The sequence below is a fragment of the Streptomyces sp. NPDC085927 genome (assembly GCF_044540975.1).
Taxonomy (GTDB): Bacteria; Actinomycetota; Actinomycetes; order Streptomycetales; family Streptomycetaceae; genus Streptomyces; species Streptomyces hirsutus.
This window is the reverse complement of the sequence record NZ_JBITSN010000005.1, coordinates 15,583-40,006: the sequence shown is the minus strand read 5'-3', so window position 1 is coordinate 40,006 and position 24,424 is coordinate 15,583. Positions and strand designations below refer to the sequence as shown.

The 24,424-nt window shown below is 69.9% G+C and carries 18 protein-coding genes and 4 pseudogenes; 11 read left to right on the top strand and 11 right to left on the bottom strand.

What is annotated here, in order from left to right:
* The first annotated feature begins 14 nt into the window (after positions 1 to 14).
* Positions 15 to 368 carry a DDE-type integrase/transposase/recombinase gene (locus ACIF80_RS14775; RefSeq protein WP_399804097.1) on the top strand — a complete coding sequence of 118 codons (354 nt, stop codon included), beginning with the start codon at positions 15 to 17 and terminating at the stop codon, positions 366 to 368.
* Between the two features lie 1,005 nt (positions 369 to 1,373).
* Positions 1,374 to 1,622 carry a hypothetical protein gene (locus ACIF80_RS14770; RefSeq protein WP_399804094.1) on the top strand — a complete coding sequence of 83 codons (249 nt, stop codon included), beginning with the start codon at positions 1,374 to 1,376 and terminating at the stop codon, positions 1,620 to 1,622.
* A 126-nt stretch (positions 1,623 to 1,748) separates the two neighbouring features.
* On the opposite strand, the gene ACIF80_RS14765 is transcribed toward ACIF80_RS14770, so the two are convergent.
* Entirely contained in the window at positions 1,749 to 3,167 is a 1,419-nt protein-coding gene (locus tag ACIF80_RS14765; RefSeq protein WP_399804091.1) for a sugar porter family MFS transporter, read from the bottom strand.
* Between the two features lie 510 nt (positions 3,168 to 3,677).
* On the opposite strand from ACIF80_RS14765, the gene ACIF80_RS14760 reads away from it, so the two are divergent.
* On the top strand, positions 3,678 to 3,878 hold the full coding sequence (locus tag ACIF80_RS14760; RefSeq protein WP_399805237.1) for a class I SAM-dependent methyltransferase: 201 nt from the start codon (positions 3,678 to 3,680) through the stop codon (positions 3,876 to 3,878).
* The gene (locus ACIF80_RS14755; RefSeq protein WP_399804088.1) at positions 3,878 to 4,321 is read left to right on the top strand and encodes a hypothetical protein; all 444 of its coding nucleotides are present in this window, start codon (positions 3,878 to 3,880) and stop codon (positions 4,319 to 4,321) included. The genes ACIF80_RS14760 and ACIF80_RS14755 overlap by 1 nt, the downstream gene beginning before the upstream one ends.
* Before the next feature lie 351 nt (positions 4,322 to 4,672).
* Here the strand turns inward: ACIF80_RS14755 and ACIF80_RS14750 are convergent.
* The 4 genes and pseudogenes from ACIF80_RS14750 to sufC form a co-directional block, all read right to left on the bottom strand.
* Positions 4,673 to 4,973 (bottom strand): annotated as a pseudogene (locus ACIF80_RS14750) (DDE-type integrase/transposase/recombinase); the annotation flags it as partial.
* 474 nt (positions 4,974 to 5,447) lie between these two features.
* The gene (locus ACIF80_RS14745) at positions 5,448 to 7,598 is read right to left on the bottom strand and encodes a hypothetical protein (protein ID WP_399804085.1); all 2,151 of its coding nucleotides are present in this window, start codon (positions 7,596 to 7,598) and stop codon (positions 5,448 to 5,450) included.
* Positions 7,599 to 7,864: 266 nt separating this feature from the next.
* Positions 7,865 to 8,383 carry an isochorismatase family cysteine hydrolase gene (locus ACIF80_RS14740; protein ID WP_399804083.1) on the bottom strand — a complete coding sequence of 173 codons (519 nt, stop codon included), beginning with the start codon at positions 8,381 to 8,383 and terminating at the stop codon, positions 7,865 to 7,867.
* A 410-nt stretch (positions 8,384 to 8,793) separates the two neighbouring features.
* Positions 8,794 to 9,558: a Fe-S cluster assembly ATPase SufC gene (sufC, locus tag ACIF80_RS14735; RefSeq protein ID WP_399804080.1), complete on the bottom strand. Its 765-nt coding sequence runs from the start codon at positions 9,556 to 9,558 to the stop codon at positions 8,794 to 8,796.
* Between the two features lie 159 nt (positions 9,559 to 9,717).
* Here sufC and ACIF80_RS14730 point away from each other — a divergent pair.
* Positions 9,718 to 10,141, top strand: a pseudogene (locus ACIF80_RS14730) (inorganic diphosphatase).
* Positions 10,142 to 10,370: 229 nt separating this feature from the next.
* On the opposite strand, the gene ACIF80_RS14725 reads toward ACIF80_RS14730, so the two are convergent.
* The 3 genes from ACIF80_RS14725 to ACIF80_RS14715 form a co-directional block, all read right to left on the bottom strand.
* The gene (locus tag ACIF80_RS14725; protein WP_399804077.1) at positions 10,371 to 10,829 is read right to left on the bottom strand and encodes a DoxX family protein; all 459 of its coding nucleotides are present in this window, start codon (positions 10,827 to 10,829) and stop codon (positions 10,371 to 10,373) included.
* 876 nt (positions 10,830 to 11,705) lie between these two features.
* Complete coding sequence (locus tag ACIF80_RS14720; protein WP_399804074.1) at positions 11,706 to 12,368, bottom strand: class I SAM-dependent methyltransferase; 663 nt, start codon at positions 12,366 to 12,368, stop codon at positions 11,706 to 11,708.
* 589 nt (positions 12,369 to 12,957) lie between these two features.
* On the bottom strand, positions 12,958 to 14,421 hold the full coding sequence (locus ACIF80_RS14715) for a short-chain fatty acid transporter (RefSeq protein WP_399804071.1): 1,464 nt from the start codon (positions 14,419 to 14,421) through the stop codon (positions 12,958 to 12,960).
* A gap of 909 nt (positions 14,422 to 15,330) precedes the next feature.
* Here ACIF80_RS14715 and ACIF80_RS14710 point away from each other — a divergent pair.
* Both ACIF80_RS14710 and ACIF80_RS14705 read left to right on the top strand, forming a co-directional pair.
* Positions 15,331 to 16,051, top strand: a pseudogene (locus ACIF80_RS14710) (IS6 family transposase).
* A gap of 77 nt (positions 16,052 to 16,128) precedes the next feature.
* A pseudogene (locus ACIF80_RS14705) lies at positions 16,129 to 16,245 on the top strand (integrase); the annotation flags it as partial.
* 452 nt (positions 16,246 to 16,697) lie between these two features.
* Here ACIF80_RS14705 and ACIF80_RS14700 read toward each other — a convergent pair.
* Entirely contained in the window at positions 16,698 to 17,195 is a 498-nt protein-coding gene (locus tag ACIF80_RS14700) for a peptidylprolyl isomerase (RefSeq protein WP_381218891.1), read from the bottom strand.
* A gap of 146 nt (positions 17,196 to 17,341) precedes the next feature.
* Entirely contained in the window at positions 17,342 to 17,857 is a 516-nt protein-coding gene (locus ACIF80_RS14695) for a GNAT family N-acetyltransferase (RefSeq protein ID WP_399804068.1), read from the bottom strand.
* Between the two features lie 77 nt (positions 17,858 to 17,934).
* On the opposite strand from ACIF80_RS14695, the gene ACIF80_RS14690 reads away from it, so the two are divergent.
* The gene (locus ACIF80_RS14690; protein ID WP_399804065.1) at positions 17,935 to 18,513 is read left to right on the top strand and encodes a TetR/AcrR family transcriptional regulator; all 579 of its coding nucleotides are present in this window, start codon (positions 17,935 to 17,937) and stop codon (positions 18,511 to 18,513) included.
* A 478-nt stretch (positions 18,514 to 18,991) separates the two neighbouring features.
* Positions 18,992 to 19,744 carry an IS6 family transposase gene (locus tag ACIF80_RS14685; protein ID WP_399804062.1) on the top strand — a complete coding sequence of 251 codons (753 nt, stop codon included), beginning with the start codon at positions 18,992 to 18,994 and terminating at the stop codon, positions 19,742 to 19,744.
* A gap of 150 nt (positions 19,745 to 19,894) precedes the next feature.
* Here the strand turns inward: ACIF80_RS14685 and ACIF80_RS14680 are convergent, their stop codons facing one another.
* Positions 19,895 to 21,655: a PucR family transcriptional regulator gene (locus ACIF80_RS14680; RefSeq protein ID WP_399804059.1), complete on the bottom strand. Its 1,761-nt coding sequence runs from the start codon at positions 21,653 to 21,655 to the stop codon at positions 19,895 to 19,897.
* A 255-nt stretch (positions 21,656 to 21,910) separates the two neighbouring features.
* Here ACIF80_RS14680 and ACIF80_RS14675 point away from each other — a divergent pair, with 255 nt between their 5' ends.
* Both ACIF80_RS14675 and dnaK read left to right on the top strand, forming a co-directional pair.
* Complete coding sequence (locus tag ACIF80_RS14675) at positions 21,911 to 22,438, top strand: general stress protein (RefSeq protein ID WP_399804056.1); 528 nt, start codon at positions 21,911 to 21,913, stop codon at positions 22,436 to 22,438.
* Positions 22,439 to 22,506: 68 nt separating this feature from the next.
* Positions 22,507 to 24,423 (top strand): molecular chaperone DnaK, encoded by a 1,917-nt coding sequence (gene dnaK, locus ACIF80_RS14670; RefSeq protein ID WP_399804053.1) that lies wholly within the window; start codon positions 22,507 to 22,509, stop codon positions 24,421 to 24,423.
* The last annotated feature ends 1 nt before the right edge of the window (position 24,424 follow it).

The window sequence follows — 24,424 nt, the reverse complement described above, 5'->3', positions numbered from 1 at the left end:
TCCGGGAGATCCACGTGGCGAAGAAGAAGCAATGCCGGGTGCCCCGGGTGCTGGTCACCGACAGGCTCCGCTCCTGCATCGTCGTCCACCGGGAGTTGATGCCCTCGGCCGGACACCGGCAGCCGAAGTACCTCAACAACCGGGCGGAGAACTCCCACCAGCCCACCCGGCAGTGCGAACACGCGCTGAAGGGCTCCCGTTCCACCACCGGGACACAGCGGTTCCTGTCCGTGTCCAGCGCGACCTCACCGCACTTCAGGCCCCGACGCCACCGTCTCACCGCCCCTCAGTACCGCGCCGAGATGCACCGCCGCTTCGAAACTTGGCACCGGATCACCGGCAGCACCAGCCTGCCCACCGAAGCCTGACACGGCCCCGGGCACCCGGTCCCACCGCATTCTGACACCCCATCAGCCAGACACACCATGGACGACTTGACAACGTCCGGGCCCCGCCAGGGCGTCCCCCCTCCGGGGCCAGGGCCTCCACGAGCTCCTCGATCGTCACCACTCGGCGTTCCAGCATCGCCCTCGCCTCGGCGAGTTCACCCTCAAGTCGTTCCACCAGTACCTGAGCGGCATCCCGCCGCTTCTCCAGCAACCTCAGCGGCGACGGCATCGCGCTCCCCATTCGACCTCGGCGATCAGACGCCACACCCTGCCGCAGAATCCTGCGAACCATGCCTGACCAGCGAAAAGTCATAAACGAAGTTCGGATTGCGGATGGCTTCCCAATCCTTTGCCCCACCTGGCCATGGCCTCACCTGTCGGTGACCGGGGAGAGCCATGCCGTGTCCTCCGGGCCCGGCGCCTCGGGGCCGGGCCCGGGCAGTCGGCGGACCTCGCCCGTTCGCAGGGCGATCGTGGCCCGTGGCCCCGTGGCCCCGTGGCCGCATCGGTCCGTCGCCGCTGCGTGAGAGCAGGACGAGTTCCCAGACCGTCGCCGTCATCGCGTCGAGCCGGGTGGCGCATGCGGCGGTGACTCGCCGCGGGTCCCGGGTCCGGCCCAGGGACAGACGTGGGGTGAAATTCTTGGCGGGCCCACGACAGCGCGGGAACCGCTGCTGCACCTGGCGCTGCCCAAGCCGCCGGTGCCGCCTCGAGCGGCGGCCGCCGCGGAGCCCGTCGAGCAGCCCGAGCCCCTGGGTGTCTGACGCGTCTCGACCGCTCCCCCTCCGCCGCGGGTGGAACTCCGTCAGCGAAAACGCCTGGCCCGCCCGGCCCCGGTACTGATCCCCTGTTCCCATGAGTCTGCTGGCGGAAGTGTTCGTTCGGGAACCGGACGGCGGCATGCGGATACTCGACGTGCCGGAGGACTTCCATCAGTCCGCCGGGTTCGAGTCCTGACGTACGACGGTGCGGGGATCGGTGCTGGTGCGCTCGCTGGGTGCCCGCTTCCTCCCCGTGCCGGCCGACAGAAATCTGGAGGTCGAGGCGGACCAGGTGCTGGGTTTCCTGCGCGAGATCGCCCTGCTGCGCGCCCCTCTCGGTCTGATCGCCTTCGGCACCAAGCACCCGCGGACGGCCGAGGAGCACCGGGAGCAGATCCAGCTCCGGCTGCGGATCATCGAGGAAGCCGCTCTGCGAGCCCTGGGGATCGGCGGCGGTGTTCTCATCCGGTGACGTACGGGATGCGGTGGCGTACGAAAACCGCCGCCCCGCTCGGGCAGTGACCGAGCGGGGCGGCGGACGGGACGAGGAGAGGGGCGGCGGGGACTTGGGCCCTCCTCCTCGGGACTGTGCCGGGAGTTACCCCATCTCCTCCAGCGCCTTGCCCTTCGTCTCCTTGACGAACTTCAGGACGAACGGGATGGAGAGCGCCGCGAAGAACGTGTAGATCAGGTAGGTGCCGGAGAGGTTCCAGTCGGCCAGCGACGGGAAACTCACGGTGATCATCCAGTTGGCGATCCACTGGGCGGAGGCGGCCACGCCCAGGGCGGCGGCGCGGATCTTGTTCGGGAACATCTCGCCGAGCAGCACCCAGACGACCACACCCCAGGACAGGGCGAAGAAGAGGACGAAGAGGTGGGCGGCGACCAGGGCAACCAGGCCCTGGGTGGCCGGCAGCTTGCCGTCGACCAGCGGGTGCGAGAACGCCCAGGCCTCCAGGGCCAGGCCGACGACCATGCCGGAGGAGCCGATGAGCGCGAGCGGCTTGCGGCCGATGCGGTCCACGAAGATCATCGCGATCACGGTGCCGACGATGTTGATGATCGATGTCGTGAACGAGTAGAGGAACGAGTCCGTCGGGTTGATGCCGACCGACTGCCACAGCGTCGCGGAGTAGTAGAACGCGACGTTGATACCGACGAACTGCTGGAATGCGGACAGGCCGATGCCGATCCAGACGATCCGCTTGAAGAGGAAGCTGCTGCCGAGCAGGTCCTTGAAGGTGGACTTGTGCTCGCGCTTCATGGCGTGCTCGATCTCGGCCACGCGGGCGTCGAGGTCGACGCCCTTGCCCTCGACCTCGGCGAGAATCTTCCGGGCGCGCTCGCGGCGGCCGACCGAGAGCAGGAAGCGCGGGGACTCGGGAATGACGAAGGAGAGCATCCCGTACAGCATGGCCGGGACGACCATGACACCCAGCATGACCTGCCAGGCCTCCAGACCCAGCAGTTCGCCGCGCTGGTCGCCGCCGGCGGCGTGGAGCAGACCCCAGTTGACCAGCTGGGAGGTGGCGATGCCGACGACGATCGCGGCCTGCTGGAAGGAGCCGAGGCGGCCGCGGTAGGCGGGCGGGGCGACCTCGGCGATGTAGGCCGGGCCGATGACCGAGGCCATGCCAATGGCTATGCCGCCGACGATGCGCCAGAAGGCGAGGTCGTAGAGGGAGAAGGGGAGGGCGGAGCCGATGGCGCTGACGGTGAACAGGGTCGCGGCGATCTGCATGCACCGGATGCGGCCGATGCGGTCGGCTATGCGGCCCGCGGTCGCGGCGCCGACGGCGCAGCCGATCAGGGCGATGGCGATGACCTGGGCCAGCTCCGCGGATCCGATGCCATAGCGGCTCCGGATGGCCTCGACGACGCCGTTGATCACGGAGCTGTCGTAACCGAAGAGGAAACCGCCCATGGCGGCCGACGCCGCGATGAAGACGACGTGCCCGAGATGCTCGGGATGAGCCCTACCGGCTCCTGGCCTGGGGGCCTGCTCTGTGCTGGTCACGTGTACTCCTCGGGCGCACCGGCAACGCTGCCGGAGTGAGGTCAGCCCTTCCCGGTGAAACCTGAAGGAAAAAGCAACGCCGCAGAGACCATGTCTTCAAATGCCGAAGTCAACACCTCTGCCGCTGCGAGATTTCACCGCCCGTCGAGCGGACTTGCGTTCAAATGGTGCAGTCAAATATCGGACATGATCCGACTACCCCGAAGTCGCGAAGGCACGCGGGCCATGGCACAGGAGTTCCCGGGCAGCGGGGCCTCGGCCCGGGCCCGCGCTTCGGCCGGACGAGCCTTTCCGAATGCCTGCGGGCATGAAGCGAGGGTGCTCAAGATCCGTTTGTGACGACGAACTCGACCACCCTCGTGACCGCACTGTCCGTGAAGATCGACGATGACTGGGCCGGGATCGCCCGGCTGCCGGGCAGGCCACCGAGACTGAGCCACTCCGAGTTGCTGTGCCTGGCCGTCATGCAGGCCCTGCTCGGCTTTCACAGCGAGGCCCGCCGGCCCCGGCATCATCGCCCTCCAACTCGCCCCGCTCGTCGGCGAGGTCATCGCCGTCGACCCCGAGAAGGGCATGCTCGAAGAGGGCCGCCGCCTGGCCGCCGAGCACGGCATCACCAACATCACTTGGCGTGAGGGTGACTCCACAACGCTCCCGACGCTCTCCGTCGGGCCCGTGCTGCTCACCGTCATGGGCGCGGCGTATCACTGATGGACCGCGACCGGGCCGCCCGAGACCTCGACCGGATCATCGAGCCGGGCGGAGCGATCGTCCTCGCCTCCCGCGGCGCTCCCGGCGACCTCGAGCCCGCCCCCTGGCGGCAGGTCGTCGACGAGGTCCGCACCCGCTGCCTCGGTCCCGAGCGCCGCGCCGGCTCCGGCGCCTACTCCCACCCCAGGGAACGCCACCAGGACGTCCTCGCCCGCAGCCCGTTCTCCCAGGTCGACACCGCGCGCTGGGACCACACCCTGACCCGCACCGTGGACGAGGTCCTCGGCTGGATCTTCAGTCTCTCCTACTCCAGCCCCGCCCAGCTCGGCGAGAAGAAGGACGCCTTCGAGCAGGACCTGCGCGCAGCGCTGCTCGCCTTCGCCCCGTCCGGCCGGTTTGACGAGGTGCTCCACACCGAGGTGGTCATCGCCACCACGCCCTGAAGATCCGCCTGGGACGGGAGAGGTCGGTCGTACCCCGTGATGGCGACCGGGGGGTCCATGCAGCCCAACAGAGCAAGATCGATCCCGACCGGATCTCCTCACTGCAACGGTGCGGCTCGCCCGGCTCATCACCGCCGGACAGACCGCAGCGAACCCGCAAGCCCGGGGCGCCGCCCGACTCGAAGTCGTCCAGGAACTCCTCAGCGACCTCCTGCCCCCACGCCGCGACCGCCGCTGCCAACGACTGAAGAAACCACCGAGGAACACGTCCGAAGGCGCTGTCACGTTGTTGAGGGTGTGAGCGCCTGACGGCGTGTCGGGTGTGGTGGGGCCGGGTTCCGGCTTTCGTGCTCAGGCCGCGGCAGGCCGGCCGGCGACGCTGATGACCTGATCCCAGATAGCGAAGCGGATGGTCGTCCCGGCGCGGTAACCGTGCGCGCTCATCAGGTGGCGGCGGGGCCGAAAGGGGGGTGAGATACCGCCGAACGCGGCCAGGAACCGCTGCGCCCCGCCGACGCTGCGGAAAGCCCCTCATCGCGCGTTCACGCCGCCTCGGCGGCTGGTGGCTGTTCTCCGCCCGGTTGTTCAGGCCCTTGTGACAGCGATGCTCGACGGAGGGCATCACCTCGCGGTGGGCCGCGCCGTAGGTTCGTCAACTACCGCCGCGGCTACATCCGGGCCACGGTGACGCCGGACCTGTGGACGACCGACTTCCGGGTCGTCCCCTATATCACCAGGCCCGGTGCACCGGTTTCCACCCGAGCGACATACGTCGTCGAGAACGGTCGCCCCGGCGTCCAGCTCGACAGCGAGGGACCAGCCGTCTGACCGGCGCCGTGGGGGCAGTACCGGGCCGGACGCGCTGTGCCGGGTGATACCGACGCACGGCCGGGTGCTTGAACAGGTGAGGGCCTGCTGGGTTCGGTGCGGATTGTTACATCCGCACCGCCACTCGGCAGGCCCTCGTGTCCACCGTGACGCCCCGCTGCCCCTGCCGCACCAGCGGCGCGAACATCTCCCCGCCGAACTCCCCGACCGTCACCCCTGGCAAAGCCCTGCCGGGCCCAGGCGTTGGTACGCAGCAGGGTGGGCGCGCCTGCAGGCTGTCGGCCGGGGCCGGGGCATGTCAGCGGCGGCGCCCGGACGATGCCCGCTGCGCCGTCTTCCTCGCGTGGGCCGCCGCGTCTGCCACCGTGCGGTCCGGGTGGTGGGCGTGCAGGGTGTCCAGGATGCGCAGCGACGTGCCCGGGTCCGCCTCGGCCAGGGCGTCGGCGAGGGCTGCAGCACCGCCGGGCCAGGCGGCGGCCGCCGTGTCGAAGGCGGGGAGCAGGGTCGTCGGCGGGATGCCGGCCGCGGCCGGGATGCCCGTCTCGCCCGCGTCGTACCGGCGCTTCACATGGCCGAGCATGTCGTCGATCCAGCGCTGGTCCAGCTCCTCGACGAGCACCGTGGCGCGGGCGGTGAGGGGGACCGTGTCCTCGAGGACGGACTCTCCCCGGGCCAGCAGCAGCCCGCGGGCGGCGGCCCCGGTCACCGGGTCGGTGAGCGCGGCGCGCAGCACCGTGTCGGGGATCTCGGCGACATCGAGGCGAGCGAAGTACTCGGACGTGCGGGCGGCATCGGCCTCGTCGGCCTTGGCCGCGGAGACGGCGTCGAGCAGTTCGCCCCATGCCTCGTCCGTGCCACCGCGGTGCGCGGCCCACGCGGCAAGCGTGGCGGCGGCGATCCGGGTGGGCCAGTGGCGGGTGGCGGCCACGGTCTCGGCCGCGTTCCACTCCGCCACGGTTTCCTGGTCGGGGGCGGCCACATGGCCGGCGGTGAGCACGTGGTGCATGACGGCGGCGCCGAGCGGGGTGAGCCCGTAGGTGTCGCCGGTACGGAAGACGCAGCCGGTGGCGGCCAGTTGGTCCAGGAGCGACGCCAGGCCGTGTGCGGGAGCGTCGAGTTCGGCGCGGTCGGCGTCCGTGACGGCGGTCATCCCGAGGAGTTGGGACAGCTCCTCGGGCGACGGGAGCTCGTAGGCGTCGGGGGCGTTGCGCGACACGGGCGTCGGAGCGTCCTCCAGTTCGGGCGGCAGGCCGTCGGACTTCGCGTCGACGATCTTGCGGGCGACCGAGTCGGGGGTGCTGCCGCGTTCGTACAGCGAGTAGAGGAGGTGCGCTGCGTCGAACGAGTACGCCTCCTGCGGGCCGGTGACCAGCGGCAGCCGTTCGGCCTGGGCGGCCAGGACGTCGGCGGCCAGCTCGAGCAGCTCCTGCGGGGTGCCGTCGGCCCACACGGCGGTGGCGGGGCCGGGCAGGCCGCAGCGTTCCGCGAGGTCGCGCAGCTCGTCGTCGAAGGCCCCGGCCGCAAGCGCCGCGGGTAGCGGGGCGGCGTGCAGCAGGTCCCGGATCTCGTCGGGCGAAGGGACCGCCGGCGGGGGCGGCAGCGGGACGGACGAGTCGCCGTAGTAGTCGAGGTGTTCGTCGAGCATGCGGTCGGCGAGTGCGACGTGCGGCATCGCCTCCGGGGCGGGGGCGAGTGCGGCGTGCCGGGCAGCGAACGCCTCCGCAAGCCCCGCCGCGGTCCACCGATCGGTCAACACATCGGCGATGCGCTCCAGTTCACCGCCGAGCGCGTCCTCGGGGCGTCGGTCGTCCAGCGGCGGTGTGGGCAGCAGCGGGCCCGCCGGTGATGCCTCGCGGGTGTCGCGGGCGAACGCGGCGAGCAGCGCCTCGCCGAGACGGATCCGCACGGCGAACGTCCGTTCCGCGAGGTCGGAACGGTGCAGCGGCTCGGGCAGGGCCGGCCGGTCGGCGTGCGGTGTGTTCTCGTGGGCGTCGAGCCAGGCCCCCACGGCGGCGGGGTCGTCCGGGTCGACACCGTCGGCGGTCAGCAGCGACGCGTACCAGCGGTGCCAGGTCAGATTCGCCGGGTCCGCCATGGCGCGGCGGAAGCCGGGCACGGCGTCCTCGACGGCGGCGAGCAGGCGCGCGTGACGCTTGGCGTTGAGCCGGCCCGCTGCCCGGACCCGGTCGGCGAGGGTGCCGAGGACGCCGGGCAGGGCGTCCAGCTCGTCGTCGCCGGCGCACAGCAGCTGCGGCAGGTCCTCGTGCAGCACCTGCCGCAGCAGGCCGGGGGTCGGCTCCGGCACGCCCGCCCTGCGGTCCGCTCCGCGCAGCGCGAGCATCGTCAGCACGGCGTCCGTGAGGCGCGCCGGCAGTGCGACGCCTCTCTCCCCCGTCGCCCAGCTGAGGAAGTCGTCGCGGCCGGTGTTCAAGGCGTTCGTACGAGTCACTCGTGGAGCGTATGAGTGCGGGCGGCTCCGGTGATCCTTCCGGGTCCGGGGTTAGCCCGATCGAGCGAGTGATACGTCTGTGCGGTCCGCTCCCCGGCACACCGGGCGGAGCGGCGGCGAGGCCGGTCGGAGCCCGGAACCGGCAGGAGCGGGGCGGGATTCGCGTGGTGGCGATGAGTTCGCGTCGGGCGGGCAGTCAGCACTGCACATGGACACCTCCGACACCACATCCCTGCCCGATCTCACACCCGCCGCCTGGTGCCGCATCAGGCAACGTGCGCCCGCTCCTCGTCGTCTGATGCCGGGGTGGCTGCGGTCAGTCGATTGGTGATCTCTTCGACGGTCATCATGAGCGCGAAACCCTTGCGCAGAACAGCGAGTTCTGGTTCCTGCCGCGACTCGTCGTCGGTGGCCGTGACATCGGATCCGAAGACGACCGTGTAGCCGCGTTCATATGCCTGCCGGGCCGTGGTGCCACAGCAGTAGTTGGTGAGCGTTCCCGTGACGATGACCGTGTCGCGGTCGAGGTTGCGCAGCATTGTGTCGAGCGGGGTGTCGTAGAACGCCCCGTAGGAGGGCTTACGGATCAGCACTTCATCGGGACAGCGGCCCATCTGGCCCCGTACCTCGGCAGGGCCCGGTCGGTGCCAGTCGCTGTCGGCGTGCGGGAGGAAGCGCAGGGCGTACGGCCGGTCCAGACCGAGGAGTATGCCCGTGAGCGGAAAGCCGGGCAGCGGGGCCGGGCCGGCGTCGGGGCGCTTCTGGACTCCCCGCTGCCAATTCATCTGCTGCCGCTGCTGGGCAGCCAGCGGATGAACACCTTCGAAACCAGACGTCGGGACGGACCCCTATGGGGCTCGTAAAGTCATCGCGACAGGGGGAGCCCGCGTGCACGACCCCTCGGCGGTGGCGCTGAACGCCCCTGCCGAGAGGTTCATCCGCAGCGTGCGGGCCGAGTGCACCGATCATGACAACTCCGGAAGGCCGCACCGGGCCCTGCAGCTTCGCGCACCAGCCGACGACCCGGACGTCATCCCCTTCCCAGCCCAGCGGATGCAGCGCCACGACGTCCTCAGCGGACTCGTCCATGAGTACCGCGACGACACACCCCGACGAAGATCACGACGCTCTGGCAAGCGCCCAGCTCCACGCATGTACGGACTTTCGGCATCCAACAGGCCGCCCCGCAGCCGGCTCATTGGCTTGCGGCGCTCTTCCCGTACGCCTCGTACCCCTCCTCCTCCAGCCGCTCGGCCAGTTCCGGGCCGCCGGAGTCGACGATCCGGCCGCCCGCGAAGACGTGTACGTGGTCGGGGTGGACGTAGCGCAGAATGCGCGTGTAGTGGGTGATCAGCAGGGTGGCGACCGCGCCGGTGGCGCGGACGCGGTTGACACCCTCGGAGACGACGCGTAGCGCGTCGATGTCCAAGCCGGAGTCGGTCTCGTCCAGAATGGCGATCTTCGGCTTCAGGAGTTCCAGCTGAAGGATCTCGTGGCGCTTCTTCTCGCCCCCGGAGAAGCCCTCGTTCACGTTCCGCTCGGCGAAGGACGGGTCGATCTGCAGCCGCTCCATCGCCGCCTGGACCTCCTTCAGCCAGGTGCGCAGTCGCGGGGCCTCACCGCGCACGGCGGTGGCGGCCGACCGCAGGAAGTTGGACATGGAGACGCCGGGGACCTCAACCGGGTACTGCATGGCGAGGAACAGACCGGCCCGCGCCCGCTCGTCGACCTTCATGGCGAGCAGGTCCTCTCCGTCCAGGAGAGCTGCGCCGGAGGTGACCTGGTATTTGGGATGCCCGGCGAGAGCGTAGGCGAGGGTGGTCTTGCCGGAGCCGTTGGGCCCCATGAGGGCGTGCGTCTCGCCCTGCCGCACGGTCAGGTCGACACCGCGGAGGATCTCCCTCGGACCGTGATCGGTCAGGACCTGGCAGTGCAGGTGGTCGATGACCAGCGTTGCCATGCCTTCTCACCCCTCTTCTTCCTCGTGGAAACGGGACACGGCCGATCAGCGGGGCACTATGGACATGCACGCCCAGCGTGCCGGTGATGGGGCTCATCGCAAACCGCGGCAATGCGCCGCTGACGGCCCCTGGCCCCATGGCGTGACCAGGAGGAGACAGTGGAACTCGACGTGATCGTGGAGATCCCCGAGGCTCCCTCAAAAAGTACGAGAGGGACCACGAGCTGTACCGCATCCGGCTGGACCGCATGCTGTTCACCTCGGCCAAGTACCTGGCCGACCACGGCTTCATCGAGGGAACACTCGGGCGCGACGGGAGCCGCTCGACGCACTTGTCACGGTCGGCGAGCCGACGTTTCCCGGATGCCTGACGAATGCCGGGCTGTCGGCATGTTCTGCATGAAGGACGAGCGCGGCCCGGACGAGAAGATCCTCGCATGCCTGCCCACGACCCACGCTACGCCCATGCCCAGGACATAAGAGACATCCCCGCCTTCGACTGGTTGGAGATCACCTACTTCTTCGAGGTCTACAGGACCTCGCGCCCGGCAAGAGCGTCGAAGGATCGCACTGGGTGGGATAGCGGCCCGGTAGCGGCTTTCCGCGGCTTGCGGGGCTGCTCGCCCCAGGCAGCTCCCCCCTGGAAGAAGACGTTCAGCTCCGTGCCCGCGCCTCGGCTCTCGGTGTTGCCTTCCCGCCCGGCAGCAGGAGAGTTGCACTCTCTCTCGCGGTGCACCCGCTCGGACGCGACGGTGCCCTCCCCCGAGGGGTGAGGACCGGGAGAGGGCACCGCGGGGTGGGCCCGTGGAACGTCAGGCGGCGACCGGGGTCTGTTCGGCCGTGCGCTGTTCCGCGGTCCGCGGGCCGTGGCGGCGGGTGAACAGCCGGTCCAGGCCGAAGGCTCCGGAGCCGGTGAACACCAGCAGGAACATGGCCCAGCAGTACATGGCCGCGCCCTCGCCGCTGTTCTGGAGCGGCCACAGGGCCTCCGGCTGGTGCACGCTGAAGTAGGCGTAGGCCATGGCGCCCGACGATATGAACGCGGCGGCCCGGGTGCCCAGTCCGAGCAGGACCAGGCTGCCGCCGACGAGCTCGATCACGGCCGCGTACCAGTTGGGCCAGGTCCCGGGCTCGGCGGTGCCGCCGCTGCCGCCCGCGCCACCGAGCACACCGAACAGGGCGGCGGCGCCGTGACAGGCGAAGAGCAGGCCGACGGCGATGCGGAAGAGGCCGAGGGCGTACGGCTGGGCGCTGTTGAGGCGTCCGGACATGTGGGGGATCTCCTTCGGTAGGCCGGCCCGAAAGGGACCGGGCCGGGGACGGGGACCGAGTCGAAACCCCGCGTTAGGTGCACCCAATTCATGTTTGCAAATGCAATATTTGACTTGGAGCAATGCGGGAATGAAGGGTCAACCGCTTGCCGTCGCGGGTGAATGCGGCTCGACCCCGCCCTCACACTCACGGGTGTAACCGTATGCACACCCAGAGTCATATTCTGCGGCCAGGTGTGACTTCGCGCGAGCCGAGTCGCCAAGCGTGTCCGCGTCACCCGCTCGGTTCGGTCTCCGCCACCGCCCGGGGCCGGCCTCCCGCGGCCGGCCCCGGTGCCGGGCCGCTCCGCCACGCGCGCGTGCTCCAGTCAGCGGGTGCGGCAACGCCGCCAGGAACGCCCGATCGCTCGCATCGAACCGTGGCCCGCTCCGGCCCGGCCGCCGCTCGAGCACCGTGATCTGATGACGCAGCGCCAGAAGCTCCACATCCTTGTCCCGGTCGCTCATCGGTAGCAGGCGCAGCATGACGAACGCGTTGGTCACTCTCGGGTAAACCCGTCGCAACAGCACGATCGATCATGTTGCCGCGGCCATCGACGGCCGCGGCAGAGCGCCGGTTCGAGCGACGGCCCTCAGGATCCGGTACTCCCCCACACCGGCTCTCAGCAGGACGGATGAGGATTTCGGCACGGGCAAGGCCACCGGCATGCTGCACGGCGTCTGCGCCGCCCCGCCCGCCGGTACCAGCTAGTGCCGCATCAGACACGTTCCCCCGTTGACGACCTTGCGTAACGGGTGTCGGCGCCGTGGCGATTCCGCACCGTCGGGACCGCATCCTCGCTGCGCGGTTCAGGACGCAGCCGCCCTTGTGGACTGTCAGCCGGGGTTGGCCGGCGGTTCCGCGGTGCCGACGATGAAGCTGCCGCCCACGGTCCGGACATCGGCTGACCATCCCAGCGCGGCGAGCTTGCCGGTGAGCTCTCCGGCGTCGTGGAAGACCTTCACGACGCGATACGGGCTGCCGTCGTCGAGCCGGCGCAGTACCGCAGGGACGGGCTGCTGGGCGAGAACTTCCTCGCGGGCGGCCTCTGCGGGGCCGTCGTCGATGAAGACGGCTCTGCCGTTCGGTGCGAGCGCTTCGGCGACGGTGTTCCAGAAGTCCGGCAGGCGGGACGGCGGGATGTGGGAGAGCCAGAAGGCGAGGAACACGGTGTCGTAGCGGCGCGGGGGCCGCCAGGTGAACAGGTCGGCCTGGATGAACCGGACATTGGGGGAAGCGACCCGCGCACGCGCGATGCCGAGCGTCTCCTCCGACACGTCGACGGCGGTCACGGAGCGCGCCCGAGCGGCGAGCGCCCCGGTCCACTGGCCCGTTCCGCAGGCCAGCTCCAGCACGTCCCCGGCGATCGGGAGATCATCCGCCGCGGCCAGCAACTCCCACAGTTCTGCGCGCTCGGCATAGGGCCGGTCGTATCCGCCCGCATGGGCCCGGTAGTAGGCGATCTGCTCCGTTAAAAGGGCATCCTCATCGCTGTCCATGGCCGCGACCCTACCGATCGTGTCACCCTCCCGTCCCTCTCAGTGCGGCACCGGCGACAACCCGCAGGGCACGCTCCCGTGGTACGGACCTCCCCTCGCCGCACCCTGCTTCCTGCGGCGGACAAGGTGCGACCGCCCGGCGCCCCGGGGGGACTGCCCCGGCCCGGCCGGACGCGCCCCGCGAGCCCGCGCGTGTTCCTCGAGTGCCCAGCCCGGGGCTGCGGCAGATGCGCGCCGGGCGGTCAGCGGCTCTGGCCCGGGCCCCGGCGGCGGGTGCGCTGCGGGGCGCGACGGCCTCACCGTGCGGGCGCGGTCCGGCTCTCGGCCTCGGCGGGGCCGGTGGCAGGTGCGGAGAAGCCGCCCGGGATGCCGGGCCGGGCGGCCGGTACCTGCACCGGGGCCCGGGCGGCAGTGGGCTGGCGGCTCGGCGTCGGGGCTGAGCGGCGCGGGCGAGGACAGTGGCGTTCGCAAGCAGCGGGGCGCAGGCCTCGCACGCCTCTTCGACGCACCAGACGCGGCCGATGGTGGAGTCGTGGCGCAGGATAACGACTCAGTCAACGCCGTCCAGCACGCTGCGGGTACGGCGTGGTCACGGGAACGGCAGGGTCTGCGCGAGGACGGTGACCACGATCAGCACCACGGGGAAGCAGGCGAGGAACATCGCGAACGTGTACCCCATGATGTCCCGGGCCTTGAGGCCCAGCACGGCCAGCGTCGGAAGCATCCAGAACGGCTGCAGCAGGTTCGCCGACGCCTCGCCGAGGTCGTAGACGACCACCATCCACCCCTGGTTGACGTGCAGCTGGTTCGCCGCCTCCATCACGTAGGGGGCCTCGATGACCCACTTGCTGCCGCCGCTGGGGACGAAGACACCCAGTACCGCCGAGTAGACCGCGATGAGCGGAGGGAAGAGCAACTCGTTGGAGACGCTCACCATCCAGCCGGCGATCTGCTTGGACAGGCCGGTGAACGCGATCATGCCGAAGATGCCGCCGTAGAAGGGGAACTGCAGCAGCACCCCGGACGCCGCGGGGGCCCCCCGCCGAACCGCCTCGACCATGCGGACCGGGCGCCAGTGGAGGCAGAGCGCCAGCAGGATCAGGACGAGGTTGACCGTGTTGAGGTCGATCGCCGCGACCGGGTTCCCCTCGACGCTCGTGAAGTGGCGCACCAGGTACCACAGACCGAGGATCCCGACCAGGACGGTGAGCAGCGGGCTGCGCTCCAGCCAGTCGCCGGGACGCGACCCGGTGGAGGCGGAGGCCGCGTCGTCCTTGCCGTCCTTCTCCGCCAGAAGCGGACGCAGCTCGATCCCCATCTCCTGGGCGGTCTTGGCGCGTGTGGGCGAGGGGGCGAGGTACCAGGCCGTGACGACCGCCACCACGAAGACGACGAAGGTCGCCAGCACGCTCTGCCAGGTGAAGATCGTTTCGGTGAGCGGGATGATCCCCTCGCCGTCCCGCCCCTTGGCGATGATCTTCTGCACGGCCTCCGGGCTGGAGGCCGGGCTGGCCACCTGCAGCGCCGCGGAACCCGACAGCCCCTGGGCCCACACCGTGCCGAGTCCGAGGAATGCCATGGCGCCGAGCGCCCGGTAGTCGACGCCGCGGACGACGCGGGCGATCTCCTTCGCCAGGATGGCGGTGAAGATCAGGCTGAACGCCCAGTTGAGATAGGAGCTGATCATCGCCACCGCGGCGGTGAACGCGATCGCCGCGCGCGGCGACTTGGGGACCTGCGCCATGCGGGCGATCAGCCGGGCGACCGGAGCGGACACCGCGACCGCGTACCCGCCGATGATGATCATCGCCATCTGCAGGGTGAACTGGATCAGCGACCAGAAGCCCTCACCCCATGCGTCCACGAGGGTGGTGGGGCTCTCCCCCGTCGCGAGCCCCAGAGCGAAGATCAGGAAGGTGCCGACGAGGACGAACCCGAAGGCGTCCGGAAGCCACCGCTCGGTGAAGGCGGTGAACCGCAACGCAACCCGCGCCAGCCAGGTGTCCCCCTCGCGCACCTCGGCGTCCCTCTCGGTGTGGACGTCCCCGACCATGGTTCGTCTCGCTTCCTCTTCGGACGGCTGTGCACCATGCGTACGAACAGCGTCGTCTGACGGTTGATCCGTGACTCGGGCGGAGATCTTCGCGGGTGGGAAGCCGGAAAGGGAAGGGGTGCCCTCGATTCTTTACACCTAGATCACACAGTGGGAAGGAACGCGGCAGAAAGGTGGTGGCGCAAGCCACTTCGCCGACCGGTTTCATGGGCCTGATCGACATGGCAGCCCGAGGGGATGTCGTGTAGGTGCCTCCTCGTGCGGGCGGTGCCGGTGCCCCACGAACGCAGTGGCCCTCACGTGACTGGCGCGAGGGAGACAACACAGACTGCTCCGAAGGGAGTTGGGCCGTCTCGTGCACCTGCGCCCGGGACGAGAAGTCCGGTACGTCCGTGGCGCCGGATGCTCGGGGCAGCCCTGAAAGCCGGGCGGACCTCGTCGCATCGGTTCCGGCGCGCGCCGTACCGGCGAGGGAGGGCGACGGTGTGGACGCCGACGGCGAAGGGCCGAGGGGAGAGACCGAAGCCTGCCTCGGCTCGCAGGCGGGCAGGACACTTACATCCCGTCCGCGACCGTGAAGGGGACGGCCCCGGCGTCCGACGCACAAGGCCGGCCCGCGGCCGCAAGAAGGCGCACGCGGTCCTGAAACGCCGTCCTGCCCGGCAGTAAACGATCAACATTCGCGCAGGTCTTGACCGACTGCCGGTGCGGCCTGGCGGTTGCGGGACATGACGTTGGTGACACAGGCCAGTGCCGGTGAGAACGAGACGCCTCGACAGGCCTCGGTCGGGCAGCGTGCGGGCCGGGTCGAGGCGCTGTCACATTGCGCAGTGTGTGAGTGGACACTGTCACATTGGCTGACGACGTGGGATGATCTTGGAGTTGATCGGGCAGGCGAGGAGACCGTCTGTGGAGAGTGTGCGGCCCTCGTACCAGAGGCACTGGTACCCGGTGGAGACCATCTCGCACGGTGTGTGGCTGTCCTTCCGCTTCCCGCTCGGCTTCCGCGAGGTCGAGGAGCTGATGCTCGAGCGCGGCATCGAGGTCAGCCACGAGACAGTCCACCCGTGGACGCGCCGGTTCGGCCCGGCTTATGCCGCTGCTCTGCCTCGGCGCCGTCCGGGGCCTGGTGATAAATGGCTGCCTGACCGAGGTCTTCGTGAAGATCAGCGGGGTGCGGCACCACCTGTGGCGGGCCGTGGGCCAGGACGGTACCGTGCTCGACATCCTGCTCCGTTCCCGGCGCGACGCGGCGGCCGCGAAGCGGTTCCTGGCCAAGCTCATGAAGAAGCAATGCCGGATGCCCCGGGTGCTGGTCACCGACAGGCTCCGCGCCTACGGCGCCGCCCACCGGGATTGACGCCCTCGGCCGGACACCGGCAGTCGAAATACCTCAACAACCGGGCGGAGAACTCCCGTCGGCCCACCCGGCAGCGCGAACGCGAGAGGAAGGGCACTCTGTCCCTCCGCCGGGACACAGCGGTTCCTGTCCGTGTTCAGCGCGATCTCACCGCACTTCAGGCCCCGAAGCCACCGCCTCACCGCCCCTCAGCACCGCGCCGAGGTGCACCGCCGCTTCGAGACCTGGCACCAGATCACCGGCGGCACCGCTCTGCCCACCGAAGCCTGACACGGCCCCGGCACCCGACCCCACCGCACCCTGGCGCGCCATCAGCCGGATACATCATGGGTAACTTGACAACGCCGCGCTGGCGCAATGCCAACGCCTGCCACTTCGACCTGCTCGCCGCCCAACGCTGCGAACGCGCCCGCGTCCGCAGCGAGAAGGGCATCCGCTGGAGCGGACGCCCCCTCGCAGCCTGACCAACCCGGCGCCATACGACCACTTGCCTTCGCCGTAACCGCTCAGCTGTCTGGGCCTACTGCCGCGCGGCCTGCCTGCTGCGGCTCCACCGCCCTCCCCGGCACCAAGACGGCAAGGGTGCTCGGCGCTTCACGCCGCAGCGTGCGGCGCCGAGCAAAGGTCGCAGTCAGAGCGAGGGTCGAGACCGTGCCCCCGTGGAACACGGCAGCGATCGTGGAGAGGAGTCCGATCGTCATCGGGCACGCACCTTCCTCCCCCCCGTTCGGCCCACCCCGGCTCACAGCCCGGGGTGAGCGTTGATGCGTTTCCTCCTCACCGTACGTGCGCCGTCGACTCCCCCTGCGTCCAAACTCATCACTGTCCGGGAGCCGCCCATGGCTACGGCCGCGTGCCGATTCCCGCCGAGGGGCACGTCGGGCGAACGCCCCTCGGCGGCGCCGGCGGCGAATCGTCAGAGCTGGCCGGACTCGGCGATGGTGATCTTCGCGGAGGTGCGGCCGTTGGAGGAGCCAAGGGCCTCGATCTTCTTGACCAGGTCCATGCTCTCGGTGTCGGCGACCTCGCCGAACACCACGTGCTTGCCGTCCAGCCAGTCCGTCACGATGGTCGTGATGAAGAACTGCGAGCCGTTGCTGTTCGGGCCCGCGTTGGCCATGGACAGCAGACCCGGCCGGTCGTGCTTGAGGGTGAAGTTCTCGTCGGCGAACTTCTCGCCGTAGATGCTCTTGCCGCCGGTGCCGTTGCCCCGGGTGAAGTCGCCGCCCTGGAGCATGAAGTCGGGGATGACACGGTGGAACGATGAGCCCGCGTAGCCGAAGCCCTTCTCTCCGGTCGCGAGGGCGCGGAAGTTCTCCGCCGTCTTGGGAACCACGTCGTCGAACAGGTTGAAGACGATCCGCCCGGCGGGCTCGTCGTTGATGGTGATATCGAAGTAAACCTTGGTCGTCATGCCCCCATCCTGACATTCCACCGAGTACCGCTCGCCTCCTACCCTGCCGTCGCCTGGGCGAATTGCGTGACCGTCGGCACGACCCGGTCTGCGTGGGAAGGCGCCAGATCACACGGCCTCCCGCCTCGCCGGGGGCTGTGTTCCCATCACCCCGTCGGAAGCAGGTCGAGGGTCCAGTTCTGGCCGACGAGATCGTGGCCGAAGCTGTGGTGGCGTTCCTCGTCGGCGAGGGTGAAGCCGAAGCTCTGGTAGATCTTGCGCGCCGTCACCAGCACGTCGTTGGTCCACAGCGTCACCTGCTCGTAGCCCGCCTCGCGGGCGAAGGCCAGGCACTCGGCGACCAGGCGTGTCCCGAGACGAAGACCCCTGCCCTGCGGAGTGACGAGCAGGAGCCGCAGCTTGGCCACCTTCGGCCGGTCGCCGGCGACCAGGAAGACGCAGCCCACGCGCCGGCCGTCGAGCTCGGCGATCCAGGCCGCCTCACGGGCCGGGTCGTGCTGGGCGCCGTAGTCGGCGACGAGCTTGGCGACCAGGACCTCGAAGTCGGTGTCCCAGTCGAACTGCTGGTGATAGCTCTCGCCGTGGGCCATCACCACCCATCCCAGGTCGCCGGGGCGGTCGGCGCGACGCACGACGGCTTGCTTCTGGCCTTGCTGCGTCATGAGCTGCTCTCCTGGCCCCCGTGATCGTTCCCTCCACGGAACTGAAACAATTGTTTCAGTCACGTTAGGCTAGCCGCGTGCCCCAGCAAACGCCAACCCCCTCCGCCCGGCAGACCGAGCTGCTGGAGGCGGCGTACCAGTACGCCCTCGCCCACGGTCTGACCGACCTGTCACTGCGCCCGCTGGCCGATGCCATCGGCTCCAGCCCGCGGGTCCTGCTCTTCCTCTTCGGAAGCAAGGACGGCCTGGTGCGGGCGCTGCTGGCGCGCGCCCGTGCCGACGAGCTGGCGCTCCTGGACCGGGCCAGGCAGTCCGATCGCCCCGCCGGGCTGGTCCCGGCCGTCGAGCGGGTCTGGGCATGGCTCGCCGCGAGGGAACACCGGCCGCTGCTGCGGCTGTGGGCCGAGGCGTACGCGCGCTCCCTCGTCGAGCCCGCCGGGGCCTGGGCCGGGTTCGCCCGTGCGACGGTGGACGGTTGGCTCGATGTCCTGGCCGACTGCCAGCCGCCGTCCGAGCGTGACGGCAGGGACGGTGCCACCCGCCGCACCCTGGCCCTGGCCGTACTGCGAGGCGCCCTGCTCGACCTCCTCGCCACGGACGACGAGAAGCGGGTCACCGAGGCCGTCGAGCACCAGCTCGCCCTGCTCCGGGACTGAAACGAGGGCCGGCCGCCTCGACTGGTTCTTACCGGTCCGCCGAGCCTGCCGGCACCCCTGGGCATCCGTCGAGGGCGAGCGCCTCCTGCCGGGGCTGAGGAAGCCGCCCGGCGGGGCGCCCTCCCCGACCAGGATTGCCCCCTGCCCGACCCGCGACGCGCCCGCCGGGTCGGCCTGCCGCACCAATGCGGGGAAGACCGCGGCGAAGTGCCACACCCGCTGCCTCCGCTCGTGCCCACGTCGCCGAGGAACTCCGCGTCCTCACCCCGCCCGACCGAGGGGTCTGGCCCGCGTACGAGAAGGCCGTCGCGATGACCCGCGGTTTCAAGGAACGGCGCCCCAGGCCCAGGTGACCCTGACCGTCCACGAGTTCCGGCACCGACCTGCTCGCCCGCCTGCCCGGAGGCCAGTGCCTGACCTCCACCGGCGTCGACGACCGGCCCCTGCCCGGCACTGTCACGTTGGCTGACCGGGCGGGATGATCTTCCGGTTGGTCACGCTGCGAGGGTCGTTTGCGGACACCGCGCCGCCGTCGTACCAGGGGCACCGGTACCCGGTCGAAATCATCTCCCGCTGCGTGTGGCGGTACCACCGCTTCCCCCTGTCGTACCGCGAGGCTGGGGAGCTGATGCTCCAGCACAACGTGCTCGTCTCCCACGAGACGGTCCGGCGGTGGTGCGCCACGTTCGGGCAGGCCTACGCCGGCACGCTGCGCCGCAGGCAGCCCCTGCCGGGGGGCATGTGGCACTTGGACAAGGTCTTCATCAGGATCAATGGCGAGCTGACGTACCTGTGGCAGGCTCTCGACCAGGACGGGATGGTGCTGGACATTCTCGTGCAGGAGCGCCGGGACACCCTCGCGTCCAGGCGGTTCTCCCGCCGCCTGATGAAGAAGACGTGTTCGGGGCCGCGGGTGGTCATCACCGACACGCTGCGCTCCCACGGCGTCGCCCACCGCGAGGTCATGCCCTCAGTCAATCATCGTTCCCACCAGGGCCTGAACAACCGGGCCGAGAACAGCCACCAGCCGACGAGGCAGCGTGAACGCGCCATGAAGGGCTTCCGCTCGGCCGGCGGAACCCAAAGGTTCCTGTCCGCGTTCAGCCAGATCTCACCGCACTTCCGGCCCCGCCACCTGATGGCCGCACCCGACTACCGCGCCGAGATGCAGCATCGCTTCACCACCTGGAACCAGATCACCGGGACCACCGCCATGCCCGCCACGGCCTGACCCAGAGCCCACCACCTCACCCCACCTCGACCTGAGGCCCCATCAGCCATCCTGCTTATGGACAACTTGACAACACCGTCCGGCGAGGTCACAGGCGACCTCTTCGAGTGCCGGGCTGACCCGCTGCGTCGGCCCTCCGGGTATCCGCGGTCAGCGCCGCCCGCCCAGGACGATCTTCCAGACGCGCGTTGCCACCTGCAGATTGAGCCGGGTGTCTACATCCGCCAGGTCGCGGTCGCTGATCTCACGGATGCGCTGCAGCCGGTAGCGCAGGGTGCTGCGGTGGACCGTCAGCGCGGCGGCCGCATCGTCGTAGTTGCCTCCGCAGTCGAAGTAGCGCGAGAGCGTCTCCACCAACTCCGTGTCGTGCCCTGCGTCGTAGTCGATCAGCTGGCCGAGCCACTCTCGCACGAAGTCTTCGAGCTCCCGGAGATCGTTTCCGGGCCCCAGGATCCGGTACAGCCCGAGGTCGTCGAAGAACGTCGTCCCGCTGCGCTGGCGGGAGTTCTGCCGCACATCCAGGGCCCGCAGTGCCTCCTGATAACAGCGGGGAATGCCGTCCGGGGAGTCGCAGCGGGTGCTCACCCCGATCGCTCCGTCGGGCGTCCCCAGCTCATGGGCCAACGCCGCGTACACGGCATCGTCGTCGGGCCTCGCTTCGGTCAGCAGGACCATCCGGTCGCCGCGACGGGTGATCAGCGGGCGGGTCGCCGAGGTGGCCGTCGCTTGCTCGACGGCACGGGTGAAGGAACTGTTCGCGGCGGTGCTCGGCCAGTGCACCACGACCACGTAGTGGGTACGTTGCAGGTCGTGGCCGACGGCTTCGGCCCGGGCGTAGGCGCTCGTCTCGTCAGTGCCCTCCAACAGGTCGTCGATCAGTTCGCGGCGCAGCCGCAGTTCGACCTCGGTGAGTTCGCGCATATGCATGAGCTCCTGGGCGAGCGACCGCTGGGCGTGATCCAAGGCGAACATGGTGTGCTCGTTGGCCGTCGCTTCGGGGTCCTCGATGGCGAGTACGCCGAGGACGTCGCCGCGCGGGCGGGCCAGGGCGATCAGCCGGTCCTTGACTCTGACCGGGCCCGCCTCGCGCGCGACCTGCCGCAGCATCTCTTCCTGGAAGGTCGAGGACCGCGCCGGATAGGGGTCGGGCCGGTCGGGACCGGCCCAGGACCTCAGGTTGCCGAACTGGTCCTCGATGAGCGCCGACAGCCCGGTGAGCTCGTACAGCGCTTGGGTGATGGCGTCCTCGCCACCGCCCCGGGCAGCGGCACGGGCGAGGGTCTCGTGCACGGTCTTCTGCAGGTGCAGCTCGGAGCGCATTGCGTCCAGCTGCCGCAGTGCGGTGTCCCGTTCGGTGCGGAGTCGGCTCAGTTCGCCGGCGTTGTCGTGCTGCGCGGCGCGCGTGACCGTCAGTGACAGGGCCGCCGATGTGAGCCCCACGAGGGTCGAGAGGAGGAAGTGCCCCTGCTCGTCGGGCCCGGAGTGGGAGGAGACCAGGATGTAGCCGAGCAGACCGCCGGCCTCGCGCAGGCCGAACGCCCAGGTCCAGGATCGCTCTGGAAGGGATACGGAGCCGTCAGCCTCGCCCAACTCCTTCATCCGTGCGTCGTCGACCTTTGGCGCTCCCGCGTCGTGGCCGGGGACGCGGGACAAACCGTCGCCCGTCGCGAGGTATCCGGCCTCCGCGTGGTAGGGACCAAGGGCACTGACGTGCCCCATGGCCAACCGCACGATCTCACTCTGCTCCGCGCAGGTGAACAGGGTGTGGGACAGCACCAGCAGCCCGTGTGGGTCCAGCGCCGTGAGCGGACGGGGGTCGTGCCGTTCGCTGCTCGCAGTGTTGCTCGGGTGGTGGGTCACTTCCTGGTCGGAGACGTGAGCGGACAGCCTCCGTGACGGATGGGAGGCCATAGATCACTCCGTTTCCCTCCGGTCATCGGAGGCGATCGGGCGAGTCGTGGGATCCACGCCTGGGCGAGCCCTGAACACCCAGCCTAGGCAAAAAACATCAATATTTGTCCGGATTTGAGCTTTGTTCTCGTGGACCGACCGACTGAGTCGTTTTCTGACCTGCCGGGTGCAGGCGGAGCGCGCTGCTCCCTTGCCACTCTGAGCTTGTCAGGGATCGCCGGGCGCACCGGTGGCCGTGGCAGGAAGGACTGGCTGATGAACGAGCAGGCCCGCAGGACCATCGCCTCGTACACGACCTACCAGGAGGCGGAACGCGCCGTCGATCACCTTTCCGATCAGGGTTTTCCCGTCGAGAGGGTGGCCATCATCGGGCAGGACGTGCGCCTGGTCGAGCAAGTGACCGGCCGCATGGGACATGGCGGGGCCGCACTGCACGGCGCGGCGAGCGGCGCCCTGCCCGGCGCACTGATCGGGTGGATCTTCGGGCTGCTGAACTGGCTGGACCCGGTCGTTTCGGGATTGCTCCTCGCCCTGTACGGGCTGGTTTTCGGAGCACTCGTCGGCGCTCTGCTCGGCCTGCTGGTGCACGCGGCCCAGCGTGGCCGCCGGGACTTCGCCTCGGTGAGCTTCATGCAGCCCAGCCGGTACGACGTCGTCGCCGACGAGGCAGTCGCCGACGAGGCGGTGCAGCTGCTGGCCGAGCTGCCCAGCGGGACCGGCACCAGCACAAGCAGCGGGGCTTGGAAGAGCAGCCGCCCGCGGAGCGGCCCCGCCGTTACCTGAGCGAGTGCGGAAGACCGGGCGTGACTCCGAGGGCGAACGGGGGCCGCCCGTCGCGGAAGGAGTTCCTCATGGCCAAGGCAGTAGGCATCGACCTGGGCACCACGAACTCGGTGATCGCCGTCTGGGAGGGCGGCGAGTCGACGGTCATACCCAACAGCGAGGGCAACCGCACGACACCGTCCGTGGTGGCCTTCACCGATACCGGCGAGCGCCTGGTGGGCCAGCTGGCCCGCCGCCAGGCGATCCTCAACCCCAAGGGCACCATCTACTCGGCCAAGCGGTTCATCGGCCGACACTTCGACGAGATCTCCGAAGAGGCCAAGGCCGTCGCGTACGACGTGGTGGAGGGAGACGGCGGCGCCGCCCGCTTCAAGGTGCGCGACAAGCTCTACGCGCCCGAGGAGATCAGCGCGCAGGTGCTGCGCAAGCTCGCCGACGACGCCTCCAAGCAGCTGGGCGAGCGGGTCACGGAGGCGGTCATCACGGTGCCCGCCTACTTCAACGACGCCCAGCGCACCGCCACCAAGGACGCCGGACGGATCGCCGGCCTGGAAGTGCTGCGGATCATCAACGAGCCGACCGCGGCCGCCCTCGCCTACGGCATGGACAAGAAGCAGCACGAGACGGTGCTCGTCTTCGACCTGGGCGGCGGCACCTTCGACGTCAGCATCCTCGACGTCGGCGACGGCGTGGTGGAGGTACGGTCCACGGCGGGCGACAGCCATCTGGGCGGCGACGACTTCGACCGCCGGCTGGTCGACCAGCTCGCCGACGGCTTCCAGAAGGAGAACGGCATCGACCTGCGCCAGGACCCGCAGGCGCTGCAACGACTGTTCGAGGCCGCCGAGAAGGCCAAGACCGAGCTCAGCTCGGTGACCCAGACGCAGGTCAGCCTGCCGTTCATCACGGCCGACGCCTCCGGGCCCAAGCATCTGACCACGACGATCATGCGATCCACGTTCGAGCAGATCACCGGCGACCTGGTGGAGCGCTGCCTGGGCCCGGTGCGGCAGGCCATGGACGACGCCAAGGTCAGTGACAACGACATCGACGAGGTCATCCTCGTCGGCGGCTCCACCCGCATCCCCGCCGTCCAGGCCCTGGTGCGCAGGCTGACCGGCGGCAAGGAACCCAACATGAGCGTCAACCCCGACGAGGTCGTGGCGAAGGGTGCCGCGATCCAGGCCGGGGTCCTCAAGGGCGAGGTCAAGGATGTCCTGCTGCTCGATGTCACCCCGTTGTCGCTGGGCGTGGAGACACGCGGCGGCGTGATGACGAAGATCATCGAGCGGAACACCACCATCCCGGTGCGCCGCACCGAGACCTTCTCCACCGCCGAGGACAACCAGCCCGCCGTCGACGTCGTCGTCCTGCAGGGCGAGCGGGAGAGGGCCGCCGACAACCGGGTCCTGGGCCGCTTCCAGCTCACCGACATCCGCCCCGCGCCGCGCGGCGAGCCGCAGATCGAGGTCATCTTCGACGTCGACGCCAACGGCATCCTCAACGTCACCGCGCGGGACAAGGACACCGGCAAGGAACAGGGCATCACCATCAGCGAGAGCTCCAACCTCGACCGCGGCGAAGTCGAGCGGATGGTCCAGGATGCCGAACGCAACCGCGGCCAGGACCAGGCCCTGCGCGAGGCAGTCGACGCCCGCAACGAACTGGACGCCATCGCCTACCAGGTCGAAAAGCGCCTCGGCGAGCTCGGCGACGCCGCGCCCGCACACGAGAAGGCCCGCGCCGAGATGCTGGTGTCCGAGGCCCGCGAGGCGGTCAAGAACGAAGCCGGGGTGGACAAGGTCCGGCCGCTGACATCCGAACTCCAGCAGGTCTTCGCGGGCCTCACGGCCCACCAGGCGGGAGCCGCCGCGGGCGGTCCGGCGGGCACCGGCTCACCGGACGAATCCGGCCCCGGCGGGGCCGCGCCGGACGGCGCCGGGGGCGACGACGATGTGATCGACGCCGAGTTCGACAAGGGCTGAG

Coding starts and splice junctions, on each gene's coding strand:
- ACIF80_RS14755 (WP_399804088.1), top strand. CDS start 3,878: ATGGACCGCGACCGGGCCGCCCGAGACCTCGACCGGATCATCGAGCCG.
- ACIF80_RS14740 (WP_399804083.1), bottom strand. CDS start 8,383: ATGAATTGGCAGCGGGGAGTCCAGAAGCGCCCCGACGCCGGCCCGGCC.
- sufC (WP_399804080.1), bottom strand. CDS start 9,558: ATGGCAACGCTGGTCATCGACCACCTGCACTGCCAGGTCCTGACCGAT.
- ACIF80_RS14725 (WP_399804077.1), bottom strand. CDS start 10,829: ATGTCCGGACGCCTCAACAGCGCCCAGCCGTACGCCCTCGGCCTCTTC.
- ACIF80_RS14720 (WP_399804074.1), bottom strand. CDS start 12,368: ATGGACAGCGATGAGGATGCCCTTTTAACGGAGCAGATCGCCTACTAC.
- ACIF80_RS14715 (WP_399804071.1), bottom strand. CDS start 14,421: ATGGTCGGGGACGTCCACACCGAGAGGGACGCCGAGGTGCGCGAGGGG.
- ACIF80_RS14700 (WP_381218891.1), bottom strand. CDS start 17,195: ATGACGACCAAGGTTTACTTCGATATCACCATCAACGACGAGCCCGCC.
- ACIF80_RS14695 (WP_399804068.1), bottom strand. CDS start 17,857: ATGACGCAGCAAGGCCAGAAGCAAGCCGTCGTGCGTCGCGCCGACCGC.
- ACIF80_RS14685 (WP_399804062.1), top strand. CDS start 18,992: ATGATCTTCCGGTTGGTCACGCTGCGAGGGTCGTTTGCGGACACCGCG.
- ACIF80_RS14680 (WP_399804059.1), bottom strand. CDS start 21,655: ATGGCCTCCCATCCGTCACGGAGGCTGTCCGCTCACGTCTCCGACCAG.
- ACIF80_RS14675 (WP_399804056.1), top strand. CDS start 21,911: ATGAACGAGCAGGCCCGCAGGACCATCGCCTCGTACACGACCTACCAG.
- dnaK (WP_399804053.1), top strand. CDS start 22,507: ATGGCCAAGGCAGTAGGCATCGACCTGGGCACCACGAACTCGGTGATC.